Source organism: Ruegeria marisrubri (assembly GCF_001507595.1).
GTDB lineage: Bacteria > Pseudomonadota > Alphaproteobacteria > Rhodobacterales > Rhodobacteraceae > Ruegeria > Ruegeria marisrubri.
On the sequence record NZ_LQBQ01000034.1, the window covers coordinates 245,517 to 271,444 of the forward strand.

25 protein-coding genes are annotated in these 25,928 nt (G+C 63.8%); 7 read left to right on the plus strand and 18 right to left on the minus strand.

Features of this window, described 5'->3' with window-relative positions:
* From AVO45_RS13695 to AVO45_RS13715, 5 genes are all read right to left on the minus strand, one after another.
* The gene (locus AVO45_RS13695) at nucleotides 1-681 is read right to left on the minus strand and encodes a molecular chaperone DjiA (protein ID WP_068347841.1); all 681 of its coding nucleotides are present in this window, start codon (nucleotides 679-681) and stop codon (nucleotides 1-3) included.
* A gap of 51 nt (nucleotides 682-732) precedes the next feature.
* Entirely contained in the window at nucleotides 733-1,215 is a 483-nt protein-coding gene (locus AVO45_RS13700) for a GNAT family N-acetyltransferase (protein WP_068347843.1), read from the minus strand.
* Nucleotides 1,212-1,814 (minus strand): VOC family protein, encoded by a 603-nt coding sequence (locus AVO45_RS13705; protein ID WP_068347845.1) that lies wholly within the window; start codon nucleotides 1,812-1,814, stop codon nucleotides 1,212-1,214. The genes AVO45_RS13700 and AVO45_RS13705 overlap by 4 nt, the downstream gene beginning before the upstream one ends.
* Before the next feature lie 156 nt (nucleotides 1,815-1,970).
* The gene (gene scpA, locus AVO45_RS13710; protein ID WP_068347846.1) at nucleotides 1,971-4,097 is read right to left on the minus strand and encodes a methylmalonyl-CoA mutase; all 2,127 of its coding nucleotides are present in this window, start codon (nucleotides 4,095-4,097) and stop codon (nucleotides 1,971-1,973) included.
* Nucleotides 4,094-5,035 carry a hypothetical protein gene (locus AVO45_RS13715; protein ID WP_068347848.1) on the minus strand — a complete coding sequence of 314 codons (942 nt, stop codon included), beginning with the start codon at nucleotides 5,033-5,035 and terminating at the stop codon, nucleotides 4,094-4,096. The genes scpA and AVO45_RS13715 overlap by 4 nt, the downstream gene beginning before the upstream one ends.
* Nucleotides 5,036-5,149: 114 nt before the next feature.
* Here AVO45_RS13715 and AVO45_RS13720 point away from each other — a divergent pair, with 114 nt between their 5' ends.
* The gene (locus AVO45_RS13720) at nucleotides 5,150-5,596 is read left to right on the plus strand and encodes a DUF4174 domain-containing protein (RefSeq protein WP_068347850.1); all 447 of its coding nucleotides are present in this window, start codon (nucleotides 5,150-5,152) and stop codon (nucleotides 5,594-5,596) included.
* A 94-nt stretch (nucleotides 5,597-5,690) separates the two neighbouring features.
* Here AVO45_RS13720 and AVO45_RS13725 read toward each other — a convergent pair whose 3' ends face one another.
* From AVO45_RS13725 to AVO45_RS13745, 5 genes are all read right to left on the minus strand, one after another.
* Complete coding sequence (locus tag AVO45_RS13725) at nucleotides 5,691-7,736, minus strand: acetyl-CoA carboxylase biotin carboxylase subunit (protein WP_068347852.1); 2,046 nt, start codon at nucleotides 7,734-7,736, stop codon at nucleotides 5,691-5,693.
* Nucleotides 7,737-7,856: 120 nt separating this feature from the next.
* Entirely contained in the window at nucleotides 7,857-8,060 is a 204-nt protein-coding gene (locus AVO45_RS13730; protein ID WP_068347855.1) for a hypothetical protein, read from the minus strand.
* A 505-nt stretch (nucleotides 8,061-8,565) separates the two neighbouring features.
* Complete coding sequence (locus AVO45_RS13735) at nucleotides 8,566-8,919, minus strand: hypothetical protein (protein WP_068347864.1); 354 nt, start codon at nucleotides 8,917-8,919, stop codon at nucleotides 8,566-8,568.
* 136 nt (nucleotides 8,920-9,055) lie between these two features.
* Nucleotides 9,056-9,538 carry a DUF6497 family protein gene (locus AVO45_RS13740; protein ID WP_068347867.1) on the minus strand — a complete coding sequence of 161 codons (483 nt, stop codon included), beginning with the start codon at nucleotides 9,536-9,538 and terminating at the stop codon, nucleotides 9,056-9,058.
* Between the two features lie 200 nt (nucleotides 9,539-9,738).
* Nucleotides 9,739-11,271, minus strand: a complete 1,533-nt coding sequence (locus tag AVO45_RS13745) for an acyl-CoA carboxylase subunit beta (RefSeq protein ID WP_068347869.1) — start codon at nucleotides 11,269-11,271, stop codon at nucleotides 9,739-9,741.
* 182 nt (nucleotides 11,272-11,453) lie between these two features.
* Here AVO45_RS13745 and AVO45_RS13750 point away from each other — a divergent pair, with 182 nt between their 5' ends.
* Both AVO45_RS13750 and AVO45_RS13755 read left to right on the plus strand, forming a co-directional pair.
* Nucleotides 11,454-12,659 (plus strand): multidrug effflux MFS transporter, encoded by a 1,206-nt coding sequence (locus AVO45_RS13750; protein ID WP_068347871.1) that lies wholly within the window; start codon nucleotides 11,454-11,456, stop codon nucleotides 12,657-12,659.
* Nucleotides 12,660-12,722: 63 nt separating this feature from the next.
* Nucleotides 12,723-14,123: a helix-turn-helix domain-containing protein gene (locus AVO45_RS13755; RefSeq protein ID WP_068347874.1), complete on the plus strand. Its 1,401-nt coding sequence runs from the start codon at nucleotides 12,723-12,725 to the stop codon at nucleotides 14,121-14,123.
* Between the two features lie 61 nt (nucleotides 14,124-14,184).
* On the opposite strand, the gene AVO45_RS13760 is transcribed toward AVO45_RS13755, so the two are convergent.
* The 7 genes from AVO45_RS13760 to AVO45_RS13790 form a co-directional block, all read right to left on the minus strand.
* On the minus strand, nucleotides 14,185-14,424 hold the full coding sequence (locus AVO45_RS13760) for an HP1242/YdcH family protein (RefSeq protein ID WP_068347876.1): 240 nt from the start codon (nucleotides 14,422-14,424) through the stop codon (nucleotides 14,185-14,187).
* Nucleotides 14,425-14,535: 111 nt separating this feature from the next.
* Nucleotides 14,536-15,174, minus strand: a complete 639-nt coding sequence (locus AVO45_RS13765; protein WP_338055976.1) for a thermonuclease family protein — start codon at nucleotides 15,172-15,174, stop codon at nucleotides 14,536-14,538.
* Nucleotides 15,175-15,243: 69 nt separating this feature from the next.
* Nucleotides 15,244-16,902 carry a choline dehydrogenase gene (betA, locus tag AVO45_RS13770; RefSeq protein ID WP_068347879.1) on the minus strand — a complete coding sequence of 553 codons (1,659 nt, stop codon included), beginning with the start codon at nucleotides 16,900-16,902 and terminating at the stop codon, nucleotides 15,244-15,246.
* 89 nt (nucleotides 16,903-16,991) lie between these two features.
* A complete protein-coding gene (gene betC / locus AVO45_RS13775; protein WP_068347881.1) occupies nucleotides 16,992-18,500 on the minus strand; it encodes a choline-sulfatase in 1,509 nt (502 codons plus the stop codon).
* On the minus strand, nucleotides 18,497-19,069 hold the full coding sequence (gene betI, locus AVO45_RS13780) for a choline-binding transcriptional repressor BetI (protein WP_068347883.1): 573 nt from the start codon (nucleotides 19,067-19,069) through the stop codon (nucleotides 18,497-18,499). The genes betC and betI overlap by 4 nt, the downstream gene beginning before the upstream one ends.
* Before the next feature lie 70 nt (nucleotides 19,070-19,139).
* Nucleotides 19,140-20,081, minus strand: coding sequence for a DMT family transporter (locus AVO45_RS13785; protein ID WP_068347885.1), 942 nt, complete (start codon nucleotides 20,079-20,081; stop codon nucleotides 19,140-19,142).
* Between the two features lie 39 nt (nucleotides 20,082-20,120).
* On the minus strand, nucleotides 20,121-20,720 hold the full coding sequence (locus tag AVO45_RS13790) for a LysE/ArgO family amino acid transporter (RefSeq protein WP_068347889.1): 600 nt from the start codon (nucleotides 20,718-20,720) through the stop codon (nucleotides 20,121-20,123).
* 87 nt (nucleotides 20,721-20,807) lie between these two features.
* Between AVO45_RS13790 and AVO45_RS13795 the strand changes: the two genes are divergently transcribed.
* On the plus strand, nucleotides 20,808-21,692 hold the full coding sequence (locus AVO45_RS13795) for a LysR family transcriptional regulator ArgP (RefSeq protein WP_068347891.1): 885 nt from the start codon (nucleotides 20,808-20,810) through the stop codon (nucleotides 21,690-21,692).
* Nucleotides 21,693-21,731: 39 nt separating this feature from the next.
* Nucleotides 21,732-22,421, plus strand: coding sequence for a nitroreductase family protein (locus AVO45_RS13800; RefSeq protein ID WP_068347893.1), 690 nt, complete (start codon nucleotides 21,732-21,734; stop codon nucleotides 22,419-22,421).
* Nucleotides 22,422-22,496: 75 nt separating this feature from the next.
* Here the strand turns inward: AVO45_RS13800 and AVO45_RS13805 are convergent, their stop codons facing one another.
* Nucleotides 22,497-23,237, minus strand: coding sequence for a YebC/PmpR family DNA-binding transcriptional regulator (locus AVO45_RS13805; RefSeq protein WP_068347896.1), 741 nt, complete (start codon nucleotides 23,235-23,237; stop codon nucleotides 22,497-22,499).
* A 107-nt stretch (nucleotides 23,238-23,344) separates the two neighbouring features.
* Between AVO45_RS13805 and AVO45_RS13810 the strand changes: the two genes are divergently transcribed.
* Both AVO45_RS13810 and AVO45_RS13815 read left to right on the plus strand, forming a co-directional pair.
* A complete protein-coding gene (locus AVO45_RS13810; protein ID WP_068347897.1) occupies nucleotides 23,345-25,117 on the plus strand; it encodes an SLC13 family permease in 1,773 nt (590 codons plus the stop codon).
* A gap of 48 nt (nucleotides 25,118-25,165) precedes the next feature.
* On the plus strand, nucleotides 25,166-25,900 hold the full coding sequence (locus tag AVO45_RS13815) for a glutamine amidotransferase (protein ID WP_068347899.1): 735 nt from the start codon (nucleotides 25,166-25,168) through the stop codon (nucleotides 25,898-25,900).
* Nucleotides 25,901-25,928 lie beyond the last annotated feature (28 nt).

Genomic DNA, 25,928 nt, shown 5'->3' on the forward strand with positions numbered 1-25,928 from the left:
TCACCCCCGCGCGCCGTTGATCTCGTCCCAGGCGCGGTTGATGTCGATCAGCTTCTTCTCTGCCAGCCGGACCGCCTCTTCGGGCACGCCCCGCGCCATCATCGCGTCCGGATGGGTGTCGCGCACCAGTTTCCGCCAGACCTTGCGGATTTCCGGCAATGGCGTGTCGGACGTCACGCCGAGAACCGTGTAGGGATCCTTGGGCGCATCGGGGACGAAGCGCGCGCGCAACGCCCTGAACTGCGCGTCGGACTGGCCAAAGATCCGGGCCACCTCCTCAAGAAACTCGTTCTCGCCCGGGTGGTAGAAGCCATCCGCCATCGCGATATGGAACAGCCCCTCCATCAGGTCGCACAGCGTCGTGTCGTCGTCGGCGAACATCCGCTTGATCTTGCGGGCATATTCCTTGTAGCCCGCAACATCGGTCCGGGCCATGTTGAACACCCGCGCGGCACCCTCCTCGTCGTCCTTGGCGATCTGGAACACTTCGCGAAAGGCCGTCACCTCGTCGCGGGTCACCTGCCCGTCGGCCTTGGCCATCTTGGCGCCCAGCGCGATCACGGCGATTGCGAAGGCCACGGATTTTTCCGGCGGCGTGCGCAGGCGCTCGAACACCTCGGCCAGGCTTTCGCCCTTGGCCAGTGCGCTGAGCGCGTCGGTTATGCGGGTCCACAAAGACATGGCTTCAGACTATCCCGCCCTGACGCCGCTGTCAGGTCTAACCGTCAATCCCTACGAGATAATATTCTGCATCAAGACAAGGTCCAGCCATTGCCCCTGCTTGTGCCCCACCTCGGGCATTCGTCCCACCTCGACAAAGCCCAGCGCCGCGTGGAACGCGATGCCCTGAGGGTTGGCGTCTGAGATGCCGGCAACCAGCACATGCACTCCGTGCTCGCGCGCCACTTGCTCCAGCCGTTGCATCAGGGCCCTGCCCAGCCCCCTGCCGCGCGCCTGTGGCCCCAGTTGCACGGTATGCTCTTGTGTATGCACATAGCCCGGCCCCGACCGGAAAGGCCCATAGGTGGCAAACCCGACAACCTTGCCCTCGAGCTCGGCCACCAGGTATCGCGGCCCGCGGGCCTCGATGGTTGACGCAATCGCCTCGGGCTGTTTCAGGTCGGAGGTAAAGGTGATCAGCGTATCCCGAATGATCGCGTTGGTGATCTCCGCAATCGCCGCGGCATCTTCGGGCCTTGCCTGACGGATGGTCATTCCAGCACCCGCAGCCCGTTCGGGGTGTCGATCTCGGCCTTCAGCCCGGCGGGACCGGTCACCAGTTCAACCCGCTCCACGGCTCCGATCAGCCCCGACAGTTCACGCGCGTCCGGATGGGACACCACCAGCCGTTTCAGGCTGCACCCGCTTGGTGCCAGCATGTTCGCCGGGTGGAGCGCCCCCTGCCACTGAATGAGGGCCGGGAAGATGTTGTCGTAGGGCAACCGCCCATCATCGGGCACGGCCATCTGCCAGCGCAGGTCGCCTCTTTCCAGGTCGATGGGCGCCCCAACCCCTTGCGGCAGGTCGGCAAGGGTTGCGCCCAGATCCTCCACCCGGCAGATCCAGTTGCGCAAATGGGCGGGGCCTGACAGGCGGTCCAGGTCGAACCACCGAGGCCGTCCCGGATCGGGGGCCTCGGGGTCGATCGCGATCGCTTCCAGATAGAGCCCGTCCGCAAGGCCCAACAACCTGTTATAGGTTCCGAACCTGGCGTGGTGGCCGCCGGACTGCATCCGAACGCCCAGCGCCTCTTCCACATGGGAAACGGCCTCTTCCAAAGTCGCGGCCCCCACCGCAAGATGATCGAGTTCCATGGCAGCGCCTCCACCTTTCACAACGCGGCCTCATCGCCATCCGGCCCGACGAAAGCCACCCCTGCATGCTTCATCTGGCCACAAATATCCTCGGGGGTGAATGCACAACGCCCTGCGCGTTGTGCAGAGGGGGCAGACAGCCCCCTCCAACGCAGGTCAACCACGCGCCTCTGAAATCAGACGCAGGATGTCCTGTGCGGCCTCGGGGATGTTGGTGCCCGGACCAAAGATCGCCTTGACGCCGTGGTCATAGAGGAACTGGTAATCCTGCTGCGGGATCACGCCGCCGCAGATGACGATGATATCCTCCGCACCGGCCTTCTTCAACTCTTCCACCAGTTGCGGCGCCAGCGTCTTGTGCCCCGCCGCTTGGGAAGAGATGCCGACCACATGCACGTCGTTGTCGATCGCATCCTGCGCCGCTTCGGCCGGGGTCTGGAACAGGGGGCCGACATCCACGTCAAAGCCGATATCGGCGAATGCGGTGGCAATCACCTTGGCCCCGCGATCATGGCCGTCCTGCCCCATCTTGACCACCAGCAGTCGCGGGCGGCGCCCCTCTTTCTCGGCAAACTCCTCGATGGATTTCTGGATCGAGGCGAAACCTTCGTCGCCCTCATAGGCAGCGCCATAGACGCCTGCCAATGTCTTGACCTCGGCGCGGTGACGGCCGAATTCCTTTTCCATAGCCATGCTGATTTCTCCAACCGTTGCGCGGGCGCGGGCAGCCTCGACGGCGGCTTCCAGAAGGTTGCCGCCCTCTTTCGCCCGCCGGGTCAATTCGTCCAGGGCGGCCTGACAGGCCGCTTCGTCGCGGGTCGCGCGGATACGCTCCAGCCGGGCGATCTGCGCGTCACGAACCGCCCGGTTGTCGACCTCGAGAATGTCGATCGGGTCTTCCTTGTCCTTGCGGTACTTGTTGACACCGACGATCACCTCTTCGCCCCGGTCGATCATCGCCTGACGGCGGGCGGCGCTTTCCTCGATCCGCAGCTTGGGCATGCCGCTGGCCACCGCCTTGGTCATGCCGCCCATCTCCTCGACCTCTTCCATCAGGGCCCAGGCCTTTTCGACCAGCTCGTTGGTCAGGCTTTCGACGTAATAGGAGCCGGCCAGCGGATCGACCACGTTGGTGATGCCGGTCTCTTCCTGCAGGATCAGCTGGGTGTTGCGCGCGATCCGGGCCGAAAAGTCGGTGGGCAGCGCGATCGCCTCGTCCAGCGCGTTGGTGTGCAGCGACTGGGTACCGCCCAGAACCGCGCTCAGCGCCTCGTACGCCGTGCGGATCACATTGTTGTAGGGATCCTGCTCCTGCAGCGAAACGCCCGAAGTCTGGCAATGGGTGCGCAGCATCTTCGAGCGTTCGTTCTTTGCCCCGAACTCGGTCATCACCCGGTGCCACAGGGTGCGCGCGGCGCGCAGCTTGGCGGCCTCCATGAAGAAGTTCATGCCGATGGCAAAGAAGAACGACAGACGACCGGCGAACTTGTCCACGTCCATGCCCGCGTCGATGGCGGCGCGGACGTATTCGCGCCCGTCGGCCAGGGTATAGGCCAGCTCCTGCACCAGGTTCGCCCCGGCCTCCTGCATGTGGTAGCCCGAGATCGAGATCGAGTTGAACTTGGGCATCTCGTTCGAGGTGTATTCGATGATGTCCGAGATGATCCGCATCGAGGGCTCGGGCGGGTAGATATAGGTGTTGCGAACCATGAATTCCTTCAAAATGTCGTTCTGAATGGTGCCCGCCAGAACCGACTTGTCATGGCCCTGCTCTTCGCCGGTGACGATGAAATTGGCCAGGATCGGGATCACCGCGCCGTTCATCGTCATCGAGACCGAGACCTGATCCAGCGGGATGCCGTCGAACAGGATCTTCATGTCCTCGACGCTGTCGATGGCCACCCCCGCCTTGCCCACGTCGCCCACCACGCGCGGGTGGTCGCTGTCATAGCCACGATGCGTCGCCAGGTCGAAGGCGACAGACACGCCCTGCTGACCGGCCGCCAGGTTGCGGCGGTAGAAGGCGTTCGATTCCTCGGCCGTCGAGAAACCCGCATACTGGCGGATGGTCCAGGGACGGCCCGCATACATGGTCGCCTTCACGCCGCGGGTGAAGGGGCCGAAGCCCGGCAGAGACCCCATATGCGGCAGGTCGGCGGTGTCCTCTTCGGTGTAGAGGGGCTTGACCTCGATGCCTTCCAGCGTCGTCTTGGTCAGTTCGTCAACGGAACGGCCGCGCAGCTCTTTCTCAGCCAGCGCCCGCCAATCGTCGGTCTTGGTCATTGCATCTTCCTCTTGTCGATTCGGGTCGAGGGCGGGTTGAGCCCCGCCGGATTTTCACTTGGGTTCTCAATCAGATCCGCCAGCCCGTCGGCACCGCCTGCCAGCCAAACAAGGTCGTCGGCATAGGCTTCCCGAAGCCGCGCGGTCTGATCCGCCGAAAACAGGGGCCGATGCTCGACCCCGGCCTGCGCCGGGCTCGTCGCGCCCGACTCTCCCGGACTGGGCGCCGCGTTCAGCCAGTGATCGCGATCTGTCTGCGGTGCCGGCTGGCCTGTCAGCGCGGCAAGCTGCGCATCGGGGTGTCCGGCGAAGGATTCAAACGGCAAAATCTTTAGGCGCGCGGCCGGCAACGCCTGCGCCACCTCGCCCACAACGTGACGCCAACTCCTCCCGGCCCGCGAAATTTTTTCCATCCCGGCCGGACCGGGCATGTTGCGCCCCTTGGCCGCGCCATAAGCCATGACCGAGGTCCAATACTGATCCAGGCTGCGGATATTCAGCACCACCTCCGTCACCCGCGCGCCGAAGACCCCGGCATAGGCCGCCAGTCGCTCGGCGGCATTCGGATAAAGGGATGCCTCGCGCAGGTTTCGAGGCATGGTCCCGAGCATGTTCTCATCGCTCACGACGAGGTGTTTGATGCCCCGTCTGGCGCATCGGTCCAGACGAACGCGCACGCGGGCCACCGCCTGTCTCCGTCGTCTGTGAGCAATAAAGCCGGTTCTGGTCGGAACGACCCCCTGAAACAGATCATTGCGCACCCGGTAGGGCCCCCAGAATCCGATCCCAGACCTGGAGAGACGCGCGGAATTGCAGCGCATGTAGCGCTGGAAACTGGTGGTGGCGCAACGGTGCGCGCCGATATGCAAAATGACATTCACAGGTTCGCCCTTGTCTCGCATCTGGCGACCAAGCCGGAGTTCGGGGAAAGCCAGCATTTTCACGCTCTCCCCCTGACAAAGCGATTAACGGAAAAAATTTTACCGCCTTCGCGCATTTCCGCGGTCGCATTCGGCCTGACAACGGCTATATTCAATGGGACAGGAGGCCAGATGAAACGCACGCTAGCCATTGTTTTCTCTGCACTAATCCCACTGGCCGCCATGGCCGCGGATGCCACTATGCCGGACGAGGACGAACTGATCCGTCCGGCGGGCGACACGGATCTGAGCGAATTTCTGTGGATCATGCGGCCGATCATCGTGTTTGCCGACAGCCCGGCCGACCCCCGGTTCCAGCAGCAGATCGAGATGCTGCGTGAGGGCGAGGCGATGCTGCGGGACCGCGACGTGGTGGTGCTGACCGACACCGACCCCAAGGCGCGCTCGGCCGTCCGCAGCAAGCTGCGCCCGCGCGGTTTCCAGCTGGTCTTTGTGGACAAGGACGGCATCGTCAAGCTGCGCAAACCGGCGCCGTGGAGCGTACGCGAAATCACCCGCTCGATCGACAAGACACCCATGCGCGAGCGCGAAATTCGCGAGCGGCGCCAGGACAAATAGGCCCCTTCCCCGCCTCGCCGGGCTGCGTCCGTCATGGGTGACTTGCCGTGTCTCAAGGTTTCCCCCTGGTTGGGCGAGTGACCGGGAACCCCGGTCACTCGAACTCCATGATCACCTCGTCCACCGCCAGGCTGTCGCCCGGACCCGCGTTGATCTTGGAAACCACGCCCTTGCGCTCGGCGCGCAGGATGTTTTCCATCTTCATCGCCTCGACGGTGCACAGCGCCTGACCTTCCTGCACTTCCTGCCCCACTTCGACGTCGATCTTCACGATCAGGCCGGGCATCGGGCACAGCAGCATCTTCGAGGTGTCGGGCGGCAGCTTTTCGGGCATCAGCCTGGCCAGCTCAGCCTGACGCGGGGTGCGCACATGCACCTTGAGGTCCGCGCCCCGGTTGCGGATGCGGAAACCGCCCGAGATCTTGCCGACCTTCAGAACCAGCGGGCTGCCGTCCACGTCCAGAACCGCCAGCTGGTCTCCGGGTGTCCAGTCCGAGGACACGCGATACACGCCGCCGCCCTCGAAGCTGACGGTCGAGCCCTCGTGGTCGGCCTCGATGGTCACGTTGTATTCGTGGCCCTGCAGGGTGACGGTCCATTCCGTGCCCACCTTGCGTTCGTGGTTGTCCATCCGGCCCGAAACACGGGTGCGGCGAATCTCGGCGACGCGGTGCATGGCGGCACAGGACGCCGCGATACGGCGCAGGTCGTCCTCGTGCAGGGTGACGCCTTCGAAACCGTCGGGATACTCTTCCGCGATGAAGGCGGTGGTCATGTCGCCGCTGACGAATTTCGGGTGGTCCATGACCGCACTCAGGAAGGGCAGGTTGTGACCGATGCCTTCGACCTCGAAACTGTCCAGCGCCACGCGCATCGCCTCGATCGCCTGCTCGCGGGTCGGCGCCCAGGTGCAGAGCTTGGCGATCATCGGGTCGTAATACATCGAGATCTCGCCGCCCTCGTAGACGCCGGTGTCGTTGCGCACCGCGGTGTCGCCCTCGGGCGCGTCACCCTGCCACTTGCCATTGGCCAGCAGCGGCCCGGCGGCAATCTCCGCCGGCGGGCGATAGCGGGTCAGGCGGCCGATGGAGGGCAGGAAGTTGCGATAGGGATCCTCGGCATAGAGGCGGTTTTCGATCGCCCAGCCGTTCAGCTTTACGTCGTCCTGCGTGATCGACAGCGGCTCGCCCGCGGCGACGCGGATCATCTGTTCGACCAGGTCGACACCGGTGATCAGCTCGGTCACGGGGTGTTCCACCTGCAGGCGGGTGTTCATCTCGAGGAAGTAGAAGTTCTTTTCCCCGTCCACGATGAATTCCACCGTGCCGGCGCTGGAATAGCCCACGGCCTTGGCCAGCGCCACCGCCTGTTCGCCCATCGCGCGGCGGGTCGCCTCGTCGAGGAAGGGCGACGGGGCCTCTTCCACCACTTTCTGGTTGCGGCGCTGGATCGAGCATTCACGCTCGCCCAGATAGATGCCGTTGCCGTGCTTGTCGCAGAGAACCTGGATTTCGATATGGCGCGGTTGCGTCACGAATTTCTCGATGAAGATCCGGTCATCGCCAAACGAGCTTGCGGCCTCGTTCTTGGAGCTTTGGAAGCCCTCGCGCGCCTCGTCATCGTTCCAAGCGATGCGCATGCCCTTGCCGCCGCCGCCGGCGCTGGCCTTGATCATCACCGGGTAGCCGATCTGCTGGCTGATCTTGACCGCCTCTTCCGCATCCTCGATCAGGCCCATGTAACCCGGAACGGTGCTGACGCCGGCCTCCTGCGCGATCTTCTTCGAGGTGATCTTGTCACCCATCGCTTCGATCGCCCCTTTCGGCGGGCCGACGAAAACCACACCTTCGGCCTCGAGCGCTTCGGCGAATTTTGCGTTTTCGGACAGGAAGCCATAGCCCGGATGCACCGCCTGCGCCCCGGTCTGGCGAATGGCGTCCATGACCTTGTCGATCACGATATAGGATTGGTTCGCCGGCGGCGGGCCGATGTGGACGGCTTCGTCAGCCATTTCCACATGCAGCGCCTGCTTGTCGGCATCCGAGTAGACGGCGACGGTGCCGATACCCATCTTGCGCGCAGTCTTGATGACCCGGCAGGCAATCTCGCCCCGGTTGGCGATCAGGATCTTGTTGAACATGGAACGTCCTTTGTCTTGGGGTTCTTGGAACGCAAAACGCCACCCAGGGCCGGCCGGCCCAGGGTGGCGTTCAGCGTAATTGCGGTCGGGCGCCCGAAGGCCCCCGGGAAAGGCTGTGCCTCAGTCGCAGGTGTTCTGGGTCTTGCAGTACAGCAGGTTGCCCGCAGCGCCGGCCGCCGCGCCGACAACCGGGTCGGCGTCGAGAACGAGCGCGCCCAAAAGCCCCGCGCTGCCGCCATAGAGCGCCTGTTCACCGGTCGTCTCGCCGCAGGCGGCAAGGCCCGCGCAAAGTGCGACTGCCGGGATGAAACGAAGAATCCGCATGAGTTTGGTCCCCTATCAGATGTTGACTGCTCGCCCGCCTGATGCCGGGCTGCGCGGGCGGTTCGCAAGCCAAACCCGCGTGACAGGAATATCTGCGCGAATTCCTGCCAATCTGCCTCGGCAGACCGCGAGCAGAAAAATGCGGGCAGGAATTCGTGGGAACCACAATCCTGCCCGCCCAAGGAAGGGGTACGGAATAGTAGGTGCATGTGCGGCGCAGGAAATCTGTTGCCGCACGGCCCCGTTACTGTGCCTGCAACCGCGCGCCCCGCCAACTCGGCGTCAACCGGAAATGAGAATCCGGCCACTTTTCGCCCATCCCGCAAAGTCACGCGCGAATTTGCGCCTACGAAACGGGGGGAGCGCCCCTGAATTCGCAGGTTTTTTCCAGCCTGGCCTCCCATCCACGACCGAGCAGGCGTGCCCTGCAACGGCGACAGGGCCGGTGCAGGCCAGACACATGCCGCTGTGACAGCAGGTTGGATCGGGGAAGCGCGGCGCAATTTCACCCTCCCACGCCGAAAATGTCGGGGAAACTTGCCCGTGCCGTCTCGACGTCGATCACCAGCAACGCCTCGTAGCTTTCCGGATCGAAGGGTTCTTCGGCCGGGATGACCTCGCGCCCGAACAGCCAGCTCAGCCGGCCCGCATCCAGGTTTCCGCGCTCGAAGGGCTGATCGCCGAAATGCTGCCACAGCGCCTCCATGAAGGCCGCGTCCACCCGGCGATCCACCGCCTTTCGATCCCGATAGCGTTCGCGCCGCACCAAGGGCGTAGCGCCCTTTGGATTGGCCCGGCGAATCGTGAACTGAAAATCAGAGCCGGGATAGCGTCCGGGAAATCCACGGTGTTTCAGCATGGCAGTCCCTCCGCGGGCTGCGCCGCCGCATTCGCGGCAAGGAAAAATCCGGGTCTGGCTGAAGTCATGGCGTGCGCCTCCGAAGTCGATCGTGCCTGTTGAAAGGCTCCGGCGATGGAAAGAATCCCCTTCATCGTCAGAGCCCCTCCCAGATACAGCGGGCGCCTTCCAGCCGATAGGCTTCGAAATACTGGGTTGCTTCGGGGGCGGCGTGGCCGAATTCGAGCTCGCGATCGGACAGGGAAATGACCACCCGCGCGGGTTCAAGCCGATGCTCGGATACGTAGGGAACGGCAAGCGTCTGGCACAGATGATCCATGTCGATGCTGGCCACGTCATGGCCGATCTGCCCGTTGGCCGGGCCGATCTTTGGGGCGACAAAGCGGAAGCGCACCCACAATTCCCCGGGGTTTTCATCAAGCAGGACATCGCTGAGATGCACGGGCTGGCCTGAAGGAACGGGCAGCAGGGTCTGAGCTTCTGCGCCCGAGGCAAAGGAAACTAGCACACCCAAGGCAAAACCGCAGCCCCGACCCCACCAGCGGCGGGCTCCTCCTGCCGGGGCTGCTTGCGCGACGCACATGGCGTCCGCGGTTCTATGACGCTTGGCACGGATCATGGGGCGAATCGGGTTTTCCAGTCAAACTGAGCTTTGCCAATGCCTTGGAGAAGACGCGGCTTCGCGACCGCGGGCGGCATAGCGCCCACGTCCTTGATGCCAAATGCCTGATCTTTCCAAAGCCGGATCATCGCGCCTTTCCTTGCGGTCGCTTGCCTGTCACGGACCGGCGGGGCGGTGCCCGCCGGGCCCTGCGGGTCTCAGAGAGGGATGTTGTCGTGCTTCTTCCACGGGTTCTTGAGCTGCTTGTTCCGCAGGCTGGCAAAGGCCCGGGACACGCGGCGGCGGGTGGAGTGCGGCATGATCACCTCGTCGATGAAGCCACGCTCGGCCGCCACGAAGGGGTTGGCGAAGCGGTCTTCGTAGTCCTTGGTGTGCTGCGCGATCTTTTCGGGGTCGCCCAGATCGGCTCGGTGAATGATCTCGGTGGCACCCTTGGCCCCCATCACCGCGATCTCGGCGGTGGGCCAGGCATAGTTGAAATCGCCGCGCAGGTGTTTCGACGCCATCACGTCATAGGCGCCGCCATAAGCCTTGCGGGTAATCACGGTCACCTTGGGCACGGTCGCCTCGCCATAGGCGAACAGCAGCTTGGCCCCGTGCTTGATGACCCCGCCATATTCCTGGCTGGTGCCGGGCAGGAAGCCCGGAACATCCACGAAGGTCAGGATCGGGATTTCGAAACAGTCGCAAAAGCGGACGAACCGCGCCGCCTTGCGGCTGCTGTCGATGTCCAGACACCCGGCCAGAACCATCGGCTGGTTTGCCACCACGCCCACCGTGCGCCCTTCGAGCCGGATGAAGCCGGTTATGATGTTCTTGGCGAAATCCTCCTGGATTTCGTAGAAATCACCCTCGTCCGCCACTTTGACGATCAGTTCCTTCATGTCGTAGGGCGTGTTGGGGTTTTCCGGCACCAAGGTGTCCAACGACATCTCGACGCGGTCCGGCTCGTCAAAGAACGGGCGCACCGGGGGCTTGTCGCGGTTGTTCAGCGGCAGGAAGTCCACCAGACGGCGCACCTCGGCCAAGGCCTCGACATCGTTTTCAAAGGCGCCGTCCGCGACCGAGGATTTCCTGGTGTGAGTCGAAGCGCCGCCCAGTTCCTCGGCGGTCACCACCTCGTTGGTGACGGTTTTCACCACATCGGGGCCGGTCACGAACATGTAGGACGTGTCCTTGACCATGAAGATGAAGTCGGTCATCGCCGGGCTATAGACCGCGCCACCCGCACAGGGCCCCATGATGACCGAGATCTGCGGCACCACGCCCGAGGCCATGATGTTGCGCTGGAACACCTCGGCATAGCCCGCCAGCGAGGCAACGCCTTCCTGGATGCGCGCCCCGCCCGAGTCGTTCAGACCGATCACCGGGGCGCCGTTCTGCATGGCCATGTCCATGATCTTGCAGATCTTCTGCGCGTGCGTTTCGGACAGAGAACCGCCGAAGACCGTGAAGTCCTGGCTGAAGACATAGACCATCCGGCCATTGATCGTGCCCCAGCCGGTGACCACACCGTCTCCTGCCGATTTCTGCTTTTCCATGCCGAAGTCGGTGCAGCGGTGGGTGACGAACATGTCGAACTCTTCGAAGCTGCCTTCGTCCAGCAGCAGCTCGATCCGCTCGCGCGCCGTCAGTTTGCCCCGCGCATGCTGTGCGTCGATCCGCTTTTGCCCTCCGCCCAGCCGTGCGTTTTCGCGGCGGTCTTCGAGCTCGGAAAGGATATCTTTCATCGCGATTGTCCCCTGTCAAATTTGGACGGACCATATAGTGTGGGCCACACAGTCCAAAGAACTATTCGGCAAATTTGCAAATCCTTGGCAATTCATTCAAAGCGAAATGCAAACTTGTTAATTAACACATTAACGCAACGCCGGGCATGGATTCGCCCATCGGCATGTCATAGATGCAAACCATGCAGTTCAGCTCCGCCCAAGTTCACCGCAGTCCGCCAACGCTGGCGACCCTGATCCTGCTGTCGGGACTGTCCGCTCTGAGCATGAACATTTTCCTGCCCAGCCTTCCGAACATGACCGAATACTTTCGGACCGATTACCGGGTCATGCAGCTGTCGGTGGCGCTGTATCTGGCGGTGAACGCGTTGATGCAGATCGTGATTGGCCCCCTGGCGGACAAGGCCGGGCGCCGCCCGGTCATCCTGTGGGGACTTGCCCTGTTCCTGCTGGCTACGCTGGGTTGCATTTTCGCGCCGACCGCCGAGATTTTCCTGTTCTTCCGCATGTGCCAGGCGGTGATCGCGGTCGGCATCGTTCTCAGCCGTGCTGCGGTGCGCGACATGTATGCGCAGGACAAGGCCGCATCCATGCTGGGATACGTGACGATGGGCATGGCCGTAGTCCCGATGCTCGGCCCCGCGATCGGGGGCTTTCTGGATGAATCCTTTGGTTGGAAGGCCAATTTCTGGCTGCTTTTCGGACTGGGAGGCATGGCCATCGTTCTGGTGTTCAAGGATTTCGGTGAAACCGCGCTCAGAAGCGGCAAGACATTGGCCCAGCAGTTCCGGGAATATCCCGAACTGCTGACCTCTCCCCGTTTCTGGGGCTATTCGCTGGCCTCAGGCTTCTCGTCGGGCGCATTCTTTGCCTATCTCGGTGGCGCGCCCTTCGTGGGCACCGAGGTCTACGGGATGGAACCGGCCGAGGTCGGCATCTATTTCGGCGCGCCTGCCGTCGGGTATTTCTTCGGCAACTTCATCAGCGGCCGCTACTCGGTGCGCTTCGGCGTCAACCGGATGGTGTTTTGGGGGTGCTGGCTGAACGCAATCGGGGTCGCGCTGTCGTTGGCGATCGTAGTGGCGGGATGGGGCAGCGCGCTCAGCTTTTTCGGCCTCATGACCTTCGTGGGTCTCGGCAACGGCATGTCGATCCCCAATGCGACGGCCGGGTCACTGTCGGTCCGCCCGCACCTCGCGGCCACGGCCTCGGGGCTGAGCGGCGCGATCATGCTGGGCGGCGGCGCGGCGCTCAGCGCGCTGGCGGGCGCGTTGCTGACACCCGAGACCGGCGCCCTGCCGCTATTGTGGCTGATGCTGGTGACCTCGGTTCTGGGCATCATGGCGATCCAGATCGTCATCTGGCGCGAAAAACAACTTGGCCTCTGACCGCTTGCGCGGCGAGCTTTGCAAAGTTAGCCTTCCCGAAAAGGAAATCTGCAAAGGCACCCCATGGCCACCCAAAAGCTCTATGCCGGCGCCAAGCTGCGCGAGATCCGCAACCGCCTGTCGCTGACGCAAAAGGACTTCGCCGCAAAGCTGGGCGTGTCGCTGCCCTATCTGAACCAGATGGAGAACAACAACCGCCCGGTCTCGACGACGGTTGTTCTTGCCCTGGCGCAGGAGTTTGGCCTGGACGTCACCGAACTCAGCACCGGCGACAGCGAACGGCTGGTTTCGGACATGCGCGAAGCGTTGGCGGACCCGATCTTTGCCGACACGATACCGCCGCTTGCCGATCTGCGCCTGACGGCCTCGAACGCCCCCGCGCTGGCTCGCGCCTTCATCGAATTGCACAAGGCCTACCGACAGACCCATGAACGGCTGGCCTCGCTGGACGAGGCCCTGGGGCGCGAGGACGCCCGCATTCAGGCCAGCCCGTGGGAGGAAGTGCGCGATTTCTTCCACTATTGCGACAACTACATAGACGCGGTGGACCGGGCCGCCGAACGCTTTGCCGAACGTCTGGGGCCGTCCGGCGACATCCGCACCGTCGCGCTGGAAAGCCTGACCGAGCGCGGCATCACCGTAGAGTTCACCGACACCGAATCCCTGCGCAGCTATGATCCGAAATCGCGGACTCTGCGCCTGTCCTCGCGCGCGGCGCCGCAGACGCAGGTATTCCAGCTGCTGTTGCAGGTCGCTCTTCTGAGTCAGGACAAACTGCTGGAGGCGACGCTGGATTTCGCGCGGTTCCAAAGCGACGAGGCCCGCGCCATCGCCAAGATCGGTCTGGCCAATTACTTTGCGGGGGCGGCGCTGATGCCTTATGGCACCTTCCTTGCCGCCGCTCAGGAATACCGCCACGATCTGGAACTGCTCAGCAACCGCTTTGGCGCCTCGATCGAACAGGTGGCCCACCGCCTGTCCACGCTGCAAAGACCGGGCGCCAAGGGGATTCCGTTCTTCTTCGTCCGCGTGGATCAGGCAGGCACCATCACCAAGCGCCATTCGGCGACGCGCCTGCAATTTGCCCGCTTTGGAGGGGCCTGCCCCTTGTGGAACGTGCACCGGGCCTTTGAAACGCCGGGGCATTTCCTGCGCCAGCTGGCCGAGACCCCGGACGGTGTGCGCTATATTTCACTGGCGCGGGACGTCTCGAAACCGGGCGGCTCGTTCGGCGCCCCCGTACGCCGCTATGCCATCGCGCTTGGCTGCGAGGTGCGCCATGCCGATGCGCTGGTCTATGCGGACAATCTGGACGTGAACAACGCCAGCGCCTACGAGCCGATCGGTATTTCCTGCCGAATCTGCGAGCGCAAGACCTGCCACCAGCGCTCCGTGCCGCCGCTCGAGCGGCGCCTGACCATCAATGCCGATGAACGCGGCACGCTTCCCTACGAAGTGAATTGAAATATTGGAACCACCCGGCAGGGGACCCACGGCCTGCCGTGGCTCCCCCTCTCAGGCCAAGTCAGGCTTTGGAAAGGATGCTCCAGATTTCATCCTTGAGCGCCGCGCGCTTTTTGCGCAGGGTAACCTCGGCGAGTTCTTCCATCGGCTCGACATTGGTTTCCGCGCGATGCACCTGACGATTGATTTCATGATACTCGTCCGCCAACCGGGCAAAATGTGCATCCGACTGCTTGAGCTGGCTCATCAGTTCGACCTTGTCGGGGAATTCTTCGGCCAGTTCATGTGGCGTATGAGACATGTCTGTTCGCTCCTTGTCTTGCGGTGTCTTGCGGTTGCCACCTACGAGTAAAGCGCGTTCGCAGAGTCATCTTTGACGCGGATCAAGAACGGTGAAATCGGCTGGAATTTTTCACTGCAGGGCGGCACGCCAGCCAGCGCTGCGGGCCTCGGCGGCCGAGCAGAACCAGCGTTCGCCCTTGCCGGGACTGATCTTGGTCCGGGCATAATGCTTTTGGCCGGGAACATGGTAAATTCGCTCGCCACCGGACGAAATGTTACCCTTGATCCTGCACGTTCCACCAGGCGCACCATCCGCACCTGCAGACCGATACAGCCAGGGCTCCTGGGCCTCTCCGGCATGCAGCCCGGCCTTCCGCCGACGCGCCTCCCATTCGTGGGAAACATAGGCGAGGGAATACTTGCGATAGGCAAAAGCCAACCCTTTGCCGACCAGAACCTGCGCCGCATCCACACCCTGAACGGCGCAATTTGCCACGATACGCCCATAGCGATCCTGATCCACCGGGCGGCATCGTGCCTTGTGCCCTTCATATGCAACGCGCACCCTCTGGGTCGCCCAGACACCGCATCGCCATTCGGTGCCGTCTGCGTATCGGCAGGTCTGATCCAGTTCCGGCGCATCAATGCCATGCAGGCGGACGCGCACGCCGCCCACATCCCATGTATCGGCATCGACAACGCGGACACGGCCCGAGAACGTTTCTGACGCGGTCGCAGCAAGCGGAACCAACGCCAGAACAAACAGCAAACAAACTCTTAACATCCCGTTAAGATGCGCCCTCTGCGGGGCGCATTCAACAGGGCATGTCAAGAAAGGTTAACGCTGCGACGTTGCCCAGCTTGGATGGATCCAGGGCTGTTCGTTGGCGCGCGGCAACGGATCCCGGCCCAGCAGGTGATCCGACATCTTTTCGCCCACCATGATCGACGGCGCGTTCAGGTTGCCGTTGGTGATCTGCGGAAAGACCGAGCTGTCCGCAACGCGCAGCCCGTCCACCCCGATCACCCGGCCCTGCGGATCGACAACGGCATTCGGGTCATCCGCACGCCCCATCCGGCAGGTGCCGCAGGGGTGATAGGCGCTTTCGGCATGTTCGGCGATGAAGGCATTCAGTTCCTCGTCGGTCTGAACGTCGGCACCGGGCTGGATTTCGTGGCCCGCGTAAGGTTTGAACGCGTCCTGACCGAAGATCTCGCGGGTCAGGCGGATACAGGTTCGGAAATCCTCCCAATCCTGCTCGGTGCTCATGTAGTTGAAGCGGATCACCGGCGCGTCCTCGACCTTGGCCGAGCGCAGCGTCACCGCCCCCCGCGACGGCGAGCGCATCGGTCCGACATGCGCCTGGAAGCCATGCCCCTCGGCAGCGGCCTGCCCGTCATAGCGCACAGCGATCGGCAGGAAGTGATACTGTATGTCGGGGTATTTCACGCCCGGTTTCGATCGGATGAAAGCCGCGCTTTCGAACTGGTTCGACGCGCCCAGGCCTGTCTTGGTGAACAGCCATTGCGCCCCGATCAGGCCCTTGCTGACAAGGTTCCAGTGTTTGTAGAGCGTGATCGGCTGGATCGCCGCCTGCTGGATGTAGAGCTCCAGATGGTCCTGCAGGTTGGCACCGACGCCGGGACGGTCGGCGATCACCCCGATCCCATGTTCGGCCAGATGCGCCGCCGGGCCGATGCCAGAAAGCATCAGCAGTTTGGGCGAGTTGATCGACGAGGCCGCCACCACGACTTCGCGGCGGGCGCGGATCACTTGTTTCTTGCCACCCCGGATCACCTCGACCCCGGTCGCGCGCCCCTCTTCGATCACCACGCGGGCGGCCAGCCCCCGCACGATGTCGCAGTTCGGGCGTTTGAGCGCGGGCTTGAGATAGGCGTTTGCCGCGGACCAGCGCCGTCCCTTCCAGACGGTCTGTTCCATCGGGCCGAAACCCTCCTGCTTTTCGCCATTGTAGTCATCGGTCACCTCGTAGCCAGCCTGGCGGCCGGCCTCGACAAAGGCCTTGAACAGCGGGTTCGACCGGGGCCCGCGGGTGACGTGCAGCGGGCCGTCACTGCCGCGCCAGGCCGGGTCGCCCCCGTGACCGCCGTCGTGCCAGGTCTCCATCCGTTTGAAATAGGGCAGCACGTCGGCGTAGGACCAGCCATCCGCCCCCATCTCGGCCCAGGTGTCGAAATCCATCGCGTGGCCGCGCACATAGACCATGCCGTTGATCGAGGACGACCCCCCGATCACCTTGCCGCGCGGACAGACCAGCCGGCGGTTGTTCAGGTGCGGCTCGGGCTCGGATTGATAGCCCCAGTCATAGCGCGACATGTTCATTGGATAGCTGAGCGCCGCCGGCATCTGGATGAACGGCCCGACATCGGTGCCCCCATATTCGATCACCAGCACCGAGGCGCCCGCCTCGCTGAGGCGATAGGCCATCGCACATCCGGCGGATCCGGCGCCGACGATGACGAAATCTGCTTCCATGGTCGTGACTCCTTGGACCCGACCGGCGGCGGCTCTGGGGGGAACCCTCTGATGCCTCCGGCGGGAGTATTTTCAAAAAGGTGAAGAGGTCATTCGCCGCGCGGGAAGCGCTGGCTTTCCTCGAGATTGTCCAGATTCATGTGATTGCGCATGTAACGCTCGGACGCCTTCTGCAGCGGCTGGTAATCCCAGGGGTAATAGCCGCCCTGTCGCAGCGCCTCGTACACCACCCAGCGTCGTGCCTGGCTGGCGCGCACATCGGCGTCGAACCGGTCCAGATCCCAACGCGCCTCGGACTTGGCCCGCAGGGTTTGCAGCGTGCCGGCGTGTTCGGGCCTGTCCGCGAGGTTTTCCAGCTCGTGCGGGTCGGCTTCGAGATCGAAGAGCTGATCGGGGTCCAGCGCGCAGCGGTTGTATTTCCATTTGCCGTAGCGCATCGACACAAGCGGCGCATAGGACGCCTCGGCGGCGTATTCCATCAGGACAGGCGCCGCGCGCTCGTCGCCATTGGCCAGTGGCACCAGGCTTTCGCCGTCGGTCCACGGGGCGATTTCCGCCATGTCCACGCCTGCCAGCGCACCCAGGGTGGGCGTTACGTCGATCGTTGAAACCGGGGTGTCGATCCGACCGGCAGGCAGGTCCGGCGCCGAGATCATCAGCGGCACCCGGGCCGAGCCTTCGTAGAAGTTCATCTTGAACCACAGGCCCCGCTCGCCCAGCATGTCGCCGTGATCCGAGACAAACAGGATGATCGCCTCTTGCCGGGTGGTTTCCAGCACGTCGAGGATTTCGCCGATCTTGTCGTCCAGATAGGTGATGTTGGCGAAATAGGCCCGGCGCGAGCGGCGGATGTCTTCTTCGGTGATGTTGAAACTGCGCCAGTCATTGGCATCGAAGATGCGTTGGGAATGCGGATCCTGGTTGTCGTAGCCCAGATCCGGGACCTGTGGCAGCAGGTGCTGGCAATCCTCGTACAGGTCCCAGTATTTGCGCCGCGCGACATAGGGATCATGCGGATGCGTGAAGCTGACGGTCACGCACCACGGGCGGTCATCCTTGCCGCGGGCCAGATCATAGAGCTTGGCCTTGGCGTGGTAGGCGACCTCGTCATCATACTCCATCTGGTTGGTGATCTCGGCCACGCCCGCCCCGGTGACCGAGCCCATGTTGTGATACCACCAGTCGATGCGCTCGCCCGGCTTACGATAGTCGGGAGTCCAACCGAAATCGGCCGGGTAGATGTCGGTGGTCAGGCGGTCCTCGAAGCCGTGCAGCTGGTCGGGGCCGACGAAGTGCATCTTGCCCGACAGGCAGGTGTAGTAGCCCGCGCGGCGCAGGTGATGGGCGTAAGTGGGGATGTCGCTGCGGAACTCGGCGGCGTTGTCATAGACCCCGGTGCGCGAAGGCAACTGGCCGGACATGAAGCTGGCCCGCCCCGGCGCACACAGCGGCGAGGCGGTATAGGCGTTGGCAAACCGCGTCGACCGCGCCGCCAGTTTCTTGAGGTTGGGCGCATGAAGCCACTCGGCGGGACCGTCGGGAAAGAGGGTTCCGTTCAGCTGATCCACCATCAGGATCAGAATATTCGGCTTTGTCATTTCTCGGCCTCGATCAGGGTATTAAGAACGCGCATCGCGTGGCCCACGGCCAGTTCGGGTTCTTCGGGGGCGCTCAGGGCCGCGCGGATATACAGCCCGTCGATCAGCGCGATCATGTTCTCGGCCGCCTCTACCGGGTCCTTCAGCCGCCCCCGCAGCGCGTGGATCAGATTCGAGCGGATTCGCGCCTGATAGATCTGCCAGAGGCGCAGCGCCTCCTGGTTGGTCTGTGCCAGAACGTAGAAGGTCATCCAGGCCGCGATCACGTCCGGGGTGAAGCAGGACGGGTCGAAACACGCCCGGATGATGGCCTGCGCCCGCTCGTCCTTTGGCGCGGCCTTGAGCTCGGACCGGGCCACGGCGCCAAAATCCGTCAGGATATGTCGCATTGCGGCCAGAAAAATCTGGTCTTTTCCGCCGAAATAGTGGTGCGCCAGGGCGCTGGACATGCCTGCCCGCTTGGCGATCTGGCTGACGGTCACGTCGAGGGACTTTTTCACGCCAAGTTCCGCGATCGTGGCTTTCACGATCGCGTCGCGTCGGATCGGTTCCATTCCGATTTTCGGCATGTCGCACCCCTTCAAGGCAGGTCAATGGCCGAAACGCTAAGCTGATTTTATTGACTCGTCAATCAATAACCTAGTTCGGATCATCGGAATGAGCCGCAGTAACCCTGACGGTAGGCGTTATCCCGGGCGGGGTGATCGCGCGGCGCTTGAGCACCGCCTCGCGCCAGGTGATGAAGCTGACGGCCGCCAAAATGAGCGTCCCGCCCGCGACGACCCAGACGTCGACGCCTTCGCCGAACACCAATGCCCCCATCAGGGTGGCCCAGATCAGCTGCAGAAAGGTGACCGGCTGTGTCACGGCAACGGGTGCGGCCTGCAGCGCAAGGGTCATGAAATAGTGACCGCCGGTAGCGAAACAGGCCACCAGGAACAGGATGCCCAGATCGCTCCAGTTGGGCGGCGTCCAGACCGCCAGCGCGAAAGGGGTCAAAAACAGAGTCACCCAGATCGACAGATGCGCCACCACCACCGAGGGCCGCACATCCCCGACCGCGACCTTGGCGATCAGGTAGGACCCGCCAAGGGTCAGCGAAGTGCCCAGCATGGCCAGGTGCCCGGCCGAGATCTCGCGGAATCCTGGGCGCAGGATGATGGCTGCGCCGATCAATGCGACGAACACGGCAGCAACCCGCCGAAAGGCCAGCCTTTCCCCCAGAAACAGCGCCGCGCCCAGGGTCACGTAAACCGGTGTGAGGTAGTTCATCGCCGTGACCTCGGCCAGCGGGATCTGCGTCATGGCAAAGAACCACAGCATCACGCCCAGCGCGTGGATGCCCCCTCTTACGCCGAACAGGGTCAGGTGCCGCCTCGTCAGCTTGGTGCTCATGATCGCCGGCAGTGCCGGGATCAGGAACACGAGGCCGAAAAGATAACGCAGAAACGCCGCCTGGATGGGGTGCATCGTGGTGCCCATGGTTTTCACCAGGGCCGTCATCATCACGAAGGATATGCCGGCGGACAGCATCCAGAACATGCCCGCGAGCGGGCGGGATTGGGCGGTGGGCGTGCTCATGTTTTCGGTTGACCACGCTTTCCGCCGCAGGGCAACCCTTCACATGGCAACGAGTTTCGCGGCTATGGCCAGCATGGTGACGCCGATCAGGGTATCCAGCACCTGCCAGGCCCGCGGGCGGGAAAACAGCGGAGCGAACAGGCGCGCGCCGTAGCCAAGTGAGAAGAAGAAGACAAAGCTTGAAGTAGTGGCCCCTAGGGCAAAGCCCAACCGGTCGTCATATTGCGCCGAGATCGAACCGATCAGAACCACGGTGTCCAGATAGACATGCGGGTTCAGCCAGGTGAAGGCCATCACCGTGATCAAGGCCGCGCGCAGGCTGGTTCCCTGCCCGTTTCCGGCCTCGAGCACGGCCCCGCCATTCCACGCCGACATCAGGCTGCGACTGCCATACCAAACCAGAAAGGCAGCCCCGCCATAGCGCATCAGCGGCTCGAACACGGGCACGGCGGTCGCCAGCGCACCGAACCCGGCCACCCCGGCCGCGATCAGCAGGGCGTCCGAGACCGCGCAGGTCAGGCACAGGGCAAACACGTGCTCGCGTCGCAATCCCTGCCGCAGGACAAAGGCGTTCTGGGCGCCGATCGCGAGGATCAGGCTGAAGCCGAGGGCAAAACCGGGAAGGAAAGACGTGGGCATGGGGCCTCCTGACGATTGCCGGATTTGACTAGCCTACTGAAATGGATTTATCGAATTAAAGATGATTACCTTGATTAAGAAGTCCTAATGTCATTCGACCCCAATCAGCTTGCCGCCCTTTCCGCGATCCTGCGGCTGGGCAGTTTCGAGGCCGCCGCCGCCGAACTTGCAGTCACGCCCTCGGCAATATCCCAGCGGATAAAGGCGCTGGAGGACCGGGTGGGCACTTCGCTGATCGAGCGCGGGCCGCCCTGCACCGGGACACGAGCGGGGCTGCGGATCGCCAAACATGCCGAGGATGTCGGCCTGCTCGAGGCACAGCTCAACCGCGACCTCGCGCTGGACCGGGGCACGGGACCGGCGCGGCTCAGGATTGCGGTGCCGGCGGACAGCCTGGCCACCTGGTTCATAGACGCAATGGCCAGAACCAAAGACATGCTGTTCGATCTGGTGGTGGATGATCAGGACCACTCGGCCGACTGGCTGCGGCGTGGCGAGGTCAGTGCCGCGATCACGGTGGGCGGCAGGCCGGTGACGGGATGCGATGCGGTGCCCTTGGGGGTCATGCGCTATCTCGCCACCGCCAGCCCGGACTACATGCGGCGCTGGTTTCCCCAAGGGGTTACGGCAAAGGCGCTGGCAAAGGCCCCCTGCCTGACCTTCAACCGCAAGGATGGGCTGCAAAAGGCCTGGATTGAGGCCAATGCGGGGGCGCGGATCGTGCCGCCTACCCATTACATGCCCTCCACCCATGCCTTTGTCGACGCCGCCTGCGCCGGGCTTGGGTGGGGCATGAACCCGGAAATCCTGGTTCGACAGCCCATGAGTGAAGGGCGGCTACAGGCCCTCATTCCAGACACACCTCTGGACGTTCCCCTGACCTGGCAGGTCAGCCGCATCATGGCCCCGGCGCTTGGGCCGCTGACCCGAGCCGTCAGGGTCGCGGCGGCCAAGGGGTTGATCGCCGCCTGACCCTACCCGATAACGTCTGAAACTGTTGGAGATTTCGCCATGTTCGCCCGCGACGCGCTCAGCTACGATCCGATCCCGCTGCCCGACAGGCTCGATTTGTCGGACGAACAGATGCTGGCCGCCGCGCAGGCGTTTCACGACATGATGCGCAAGCGGCATACGGTGCGCGACTACTCGGATCGCCCGGTGCCGCGCGAGGTCATTGAAACCTGCATCCGCACCGCCGGCACGGCGCCTTCGGGGGCGAACCACCAGCCCTGGCACTTCGCCGCCGTATCGGACCCTGCCCTGAAGCAACGCATCCGCGACGAGGCCGAAGAGGAAGAGCGCCGGTTCTATGCCGGTGGTGCAGGCGATGAATGGATCAAGGCGCTGGAACCGATCGGAACGAACGCGGTGAAAGAGCACCTGACGGTCGCGCCCTGGTTGATCGTGGTCTTCGCCCAGCGCTGGGGCCAGTTCGAGGACGGCACCCGCTACAAGAACTACTACGTCCCCGAAAGCGTCAACATCGCCACGGGGTTCCTGCTGGCGGCGCTGCATCACGCGGGTCTTTGCACGCTTACCCACACCCCGAACCCGATGCGGTTTCTCAACGACGCGCTGAACCGCCCGGCCTCGGAAAAGCCGACCATGATCATCGCGGTGGGGCATCCGGCCGAGAACGCCACGGTGCCCGCGGTCGCCAAGCTGAAGAAACCGCTCGAGGAGATTTCGAGCTTTTTCTGAAGACGCGGGTGCCGGGGTGCCAAAAAGAAAAACCCGGCGCAAGGCCGGGTTCTTCTTGTTCGGGTCTTGCTGGCGTCAAAGCTGCGCCATGACCTCGTCGGAGGCTTCAAAGTTGGTGGTGACGCGCTGCACGTCGTCATCGTCTTCCAGCGCCTCGACCAGCTTCATCAGGCGCTGCATGTCCTCCAGACCCAGCTCGGTCGTGGTGGTCGGCTTCCAGACCAGCTTGGTCGATTCCGATTCACCCAGCGCCGCCTCGAGCGCACTGGAAACCTCGTTCAGGTCGGTGTCGGCGCACCAGATGATATGACCGTCCTCCGAGCTTTCGACGTCTTCGGCCCCGGCCTCGATGGCGGCCTCAAAAATGGTGTCGGCATCGCCGGCGGACGCCGGATAGACCACCTCGCCCTTGCGCTCGAACATGAAGCCGACCGAGCCGGTCTCGCCCAGGTTGCCGCCGTTCTTGGCGAAGGTCGAGCGCACGTTCGACGCGGTGCGGTTCTTGTTGTCGGTCATGGTCTCGACGATGACCGCGACACCGTTGGGGCCATAGCCCTCGTAACGGATTTCCTCATACGCCTCGGCGTCGCCGCCGGTGGCCTTCTTGATCGCGCGTTCGATGTTGTCCTTGGGCATCGACTGCGATTTCGCTTCCTTCACCGCCAGACGCAGGCGCGGGTTCTTGTCGGGATCGGGATCGCCCATTTTGGCGGCGACGGTGATTTCCTTCGACAGCTTGGAAAACAGCTTGGACCGCGCGGCGTCCTGGCGCCCTTTGCGGTGCTGGATGTTGGCCCATTTGGAATGGCCGGCCATGTTGCGTCCTCGTGATGATTGCGTGTTCGGCGCTCATATAGACGTTTGCGGGGCAAAGGATCAAGAGAGCGGCTTGCCGGTGGCCCCTTGGCGCGTATGGTGAGGGCATGACGACCGATCAGATCATCCTGTTTGCGCTGTTCCTCACGGTTTTCGCCCTGCTGCTGTGGGGCAGGTTCCGTTATGACCTGGTGGCCTTCTCGGCCCTTATGGCGGGCGTCGTTTTCGGCGTGGTGCCGATCGAGAACGCCTTTTCCGGTTTCGGCCATGCGGCAACGCTGGTGGTGGCGCTGGTGCTGGTGGTTTCCGCCGGGCTGGTGCGGTCGGGGGCCGTGTTCATGATCACGCGAACGCTGGTCGATGCCTCGCGCGGGCTGGGCGCCCATATCGCACTGATGGGCGGCATCGGCGCGGTGCTGTCGGCCTTCATGAACAACGTGGCCGCGCTGGCGCTTCTGATGCCGGTCGACATCCAGACGGCGCGCAAGGCCGGGCGGGCGGCCGGGCTGACCCTGATGCCGCTGAGCTTTGCCACCATCTTGGGGGGCATGGCCACCCTGATCGGGACACCGCCCAACATCATCATCGCAGCCATCCGGGCTGAAAACCTTGGCGAGCCCTACCACATGTTCGACTTTGCCCCGGTCGGCGGGCTGGCGGCGCTGGCCGGCCTGATCTTCGTCGCCGTGATCGGCTGGCGGCTGATACCTCAGCGCGGTGCGCAGAGCGATACGTCGGACGCGCTTGCCGAGTACATCGCCGAACTCACCATCCCGGCCGAGTCGCCCCATATCGGCAAGCGCCTTGCCGAGTTGTACGAGACCGCCGACAAGACCGACGTGGCGATATTGGGGCTGATCCGGAACGGCAAGCGGCAGTATGGACGCGCGGCCAACACGCTGCTGCGCGCAGGCGACACGCTGGTGCTGGAGGCAACACCCGAAGCCCTTGATGAATTCCGGGCCGCGATCAACCTCGATTTCTCGGACACGCAGGCACAGGAGGCGGTGACCGCCGCTGGCGAGGGCCTGGAAATCATCGAGGTCGTCGTTCCCAGAAATGCCCGCATCGTCGGGCGCGCGGCGCGGGAACTTGGCCTTGCCCGCTGGAAAAGCACCGTTCTGATGGGCATTTCGCGCCAGGGCCGCCGCATTTTCAGGCAGGTCCGCAGCACCCAGATCGAACCCGGCGACATCCTGCTGCTGCTTTGCCCGCGCGATCACGGCGCGGAAGTGACCCAGTGGCTGGGCTGCCTTCCCCTGGCCGAGCGCGGTCTGGCCGTGACGGCGCAGGACAAGGCCTGGCTGGCCATCGGCCTGTTCGGCGCCGCGGTCGTGGCCGCCAGCGTCGGGCTGCTGTATCTGCCGATCGCGCTGGGGCTGGTCGCCATCGCCTATGTGCTGACCGGCATCCTGCCGATCACGCAGCTCTATGACCACATCGAATGGCCGGTCATCGTGCTTTTGGGATCAATGATCCCCCTGGGCGCCGCACTGGAAACCTCGGGCGGGACCGAGTTGCTGGCCGGGGCGCTGGTTTCGCTGACCGAGGGGATGCCGGCATGGGTCATTCTGACCGTGCTGATGGTGGTGACGATGACGCTCTCGGATGTGCTCAACAACACGGCCACCACCATCGTCGCGGCCCCGGTCGCAATCCAGATGGCGCGCACGCTGGAGGTGTCGCCCGACCCGTTCCTGATGGCCGTGGCCGTGGCGGCCTCGTCCGCGTTCCTGACGCCGATCGGGCACAAGAACAACACTCTGGTCCTGGGACCGGGAGGATACCGTTTTGGCGACTATTGGCGCATGGGCCTGCCGCTCGAGGTGCTGGTCGTCGCGGTTTCGATCCCGGCGATCCTGGTCTTCTGGCCGCTGTAGCGGGCTGGCATATTGCCAAGCGATGCATGCCCGGGCTAAGGGCGGGACATGAAACGCTTTCTGATCCTACAACTTCGCCCCGAAACGGATGCTGCGGATGCCGAGTTCGCCTCGATTCTGGGACGCAGCTGTCTGCCGCCCGAGCGCGCCCACCGCATCCGACTGGATTGCGAAGACCTGCCCCAAGGTCTGGACGTGACCGATTACGCGGGTGTCATCGTCGGCGGCGGGCCGGGCTGCGTCAGCGACGATCCCTCCGAGAAATCGGCGATGGATGCCCGGATCGAAGACGCGATCATGGGGCTGATGCCGCAGATCACCGGCGCGGATCACCCGTTCATGGGCTGTTGCTATGGCCTTGGGATACTGGCGGCGCATCTGGGTGGAGAGGTCAGCAAGGCGCGCTATGGCGAACCGGTGGGCCCCTCGACCTGCACCCTGACCGAAGATGGTGCCCAGGATCCACTGACCGCGGGGCTGAAGCCGGTCTTTGACGCCTTCGTCGGCCACAAGGAGGCCGTGCAGTCCCTGCCCGAGGGCTGTGTGCATCTGGTCGCCTCGGCCCCGTGCCCGTTCCAGATGATCCGCTGGGGCCAAAACGTCTATGCCACGCAGTTCCACCCCGAGGCGGACGCGGCGGATTTCGAGCAGCGCATCAACATCTACCGCAACCACGGCTATTTCCCGCCCGAAGATGCCGAGCGGCTGATTTCTCTCTGCCACTCCGCCGACGTGACGCAGCCGGGCCTGATCCTGCGCCGCTTCGTCCAGCGCTACGGTTGACCTTGCGGCACGCCCCATTGCCTCGGGC

Bases quoted from the DNA above. Each gene is read 5' to 3' on its own strand.
- AVO45_RS13790 (WP_068347889.1), bottom strand. From the start codon at position 20,720: ATGCCCACGTCTTTCCTTCCCGGTTTTGCCCTCGGCTTCAGCCTGATC.
- betC (WP_068347881.1), bottom strand. From the start codon at position 18,500: ATGACAAAGCCGAATATTCTGATCCTGATGGTGGATCAGCTGAACGGA.
- AVO45_RS13785 (WP_068347885.1), bottom strand. From the start codon at position 20,081: ATGAGCACGCCCACCGCCCAATCCCGCCCGCTCGCGGGCATGTTCTGG.
- AVO45_RS13705 (WP_068347845.1), bottom strand. From the start codon at position 1,814: ATGGAACTCGATCATCTTGCGGTGGGGGCCGCGACTTTGGAAGAGGCC.
- AVO45_RS13815 (WP_068347899.1), top strand. From the start codon at position 25,166: ATGAAACGCTTTCTGATCCTACAACTTCGCCCCGAAACGGATGCTGCG.
- AVO45_RS13795 (WP_068347891.1), top strand. From the start codon at position 20,808: ATGTCATTCGACCCCAATCAGCTTGCCGCCCTTTCCGCGATCCTGCGG.
- AVO45_RS13745 (WP_068347869.1), bottom strand. From the start codon at position 11,271: ATGAAAGATATCCTTTCCGAGCTCGAAGACCGCCGCGAAAACGCACGG.
- AVO45_RS13750 (WP_068347871.1), top strand. From the start codon at position 11,454: ATGCAGTTCAGCTCCGCCCAAGTTCACCGCAGTCCGCCAACGCTGGCG.
- AVO45_RS13730 (WP_068347855.1), bottom strand. From the start codon at position 8,060: ATGCGGATTCTTCGTTTCATCCCGGCAGTCGCACTTTGCGCGGGCCTT.
- betI (WP_068347883.1), bottom strand. From the start codon at position 19,069: ATGCCGAAAATCGGAATGGAACCGATCCGACGCGACGCGATCGTGAAA.
- AVO45_RS13725 (WP_068347852.1), bottom strand. From the start codon at position 7,736: ATGTTCAACAAGATCCTGATCGCCAACCGGGGCGAGATTGCCTGCCGG.
- AVO45_RS13700 (WP_068347843.1), bottom strand. From the start codon at position 1,215: ATGACCATCCGTCAGGCAAGGCCCGAAGATGCCGCGGCGATTGCGGAG.
- AVO45_RS13755 (WP_068347874.1), top strand. From the start codon at position 12,723: ATGGCCACCCAAAAGCTCTATGCCGGCGCCAAGCTGCGCGAGATCCGC.
- AVO45_RS13735 (WP_068347864.1), bottom strand. From the start codon at position 8,919: ATGCTGAAACACCGTGGATTTCCCGGACGCTATCCCGGCTCTGATTTT.
- AVO45_RS13720 (WP_068347850.1), top strand. From the start codon at position 5,150: ATGAAACGCACGCTAGCCATTGTTTTCTCTGCACTAATCCCACTGGCC.
- scpA (WP_068347846.1), bottom strand. From the start codon at position 4,097: ATGACCAAGACCGACGATTGGCGGGCGCTGGCTGAGAAAGAGCTGCGC.
- AVO45_RS13740 (WP_068347867.1), bottom strand. From the start codon at position 9,538: ATGATCCGTGCCAAGCGTCATAGAACCGCGGACGCCATGTGCGTCGCG.
- betA (WP_068347879.1), bottom strand. From the start codon at position 16,902: ATGGAAGCAGATTTCGTCATCGTCGGCGCCGGATCCGCCGGATGTGCG.
- AVO45_RS13800 (WP_068347893.1), top strand. From the start codon at position 21,732: ATGTTCGCCCGCGACGCGCTCAGCTACGATCCGATCCCGCTGCCCGAC.
- AVO45_RS13715 (WP_068347848.1), bottom strand. From the start codon at position 5,035: ATGCTGGCTTTCCCCGAACTCCGGCTTGGTCGCCAGATGCGAGACAAG.
- AVO45_RS13810 (WP_068347897.1), top strand. From the start codon at position 23,345: ATGACGACCGATCAGATCATCCTGTTTGCGCTGTTCCTCACGGTTTTC.
- AVO45_RS13805 (WP_068347896.1), bottom strand. From the start codon at position 23,237: ATGGCCGGCCATTCCAAATGGGCCAACATCCAGCACCGCAAAGGGCGC.
- AVO45_RS13760 (WP_068347876.1), bottom strand. From the start codon at position 14,424: ATGTCTCATACGCCACATGAACTGGCCGAAGAATTCCCCGACAAGGTC.
- AVO45_RS13695 (WP_068347841.1), bottom strand. From the start codon at position 681: ATGTCTTTGTGGACCCGCATAACCGACGCGCTCAGCGCACTGGCCAAG.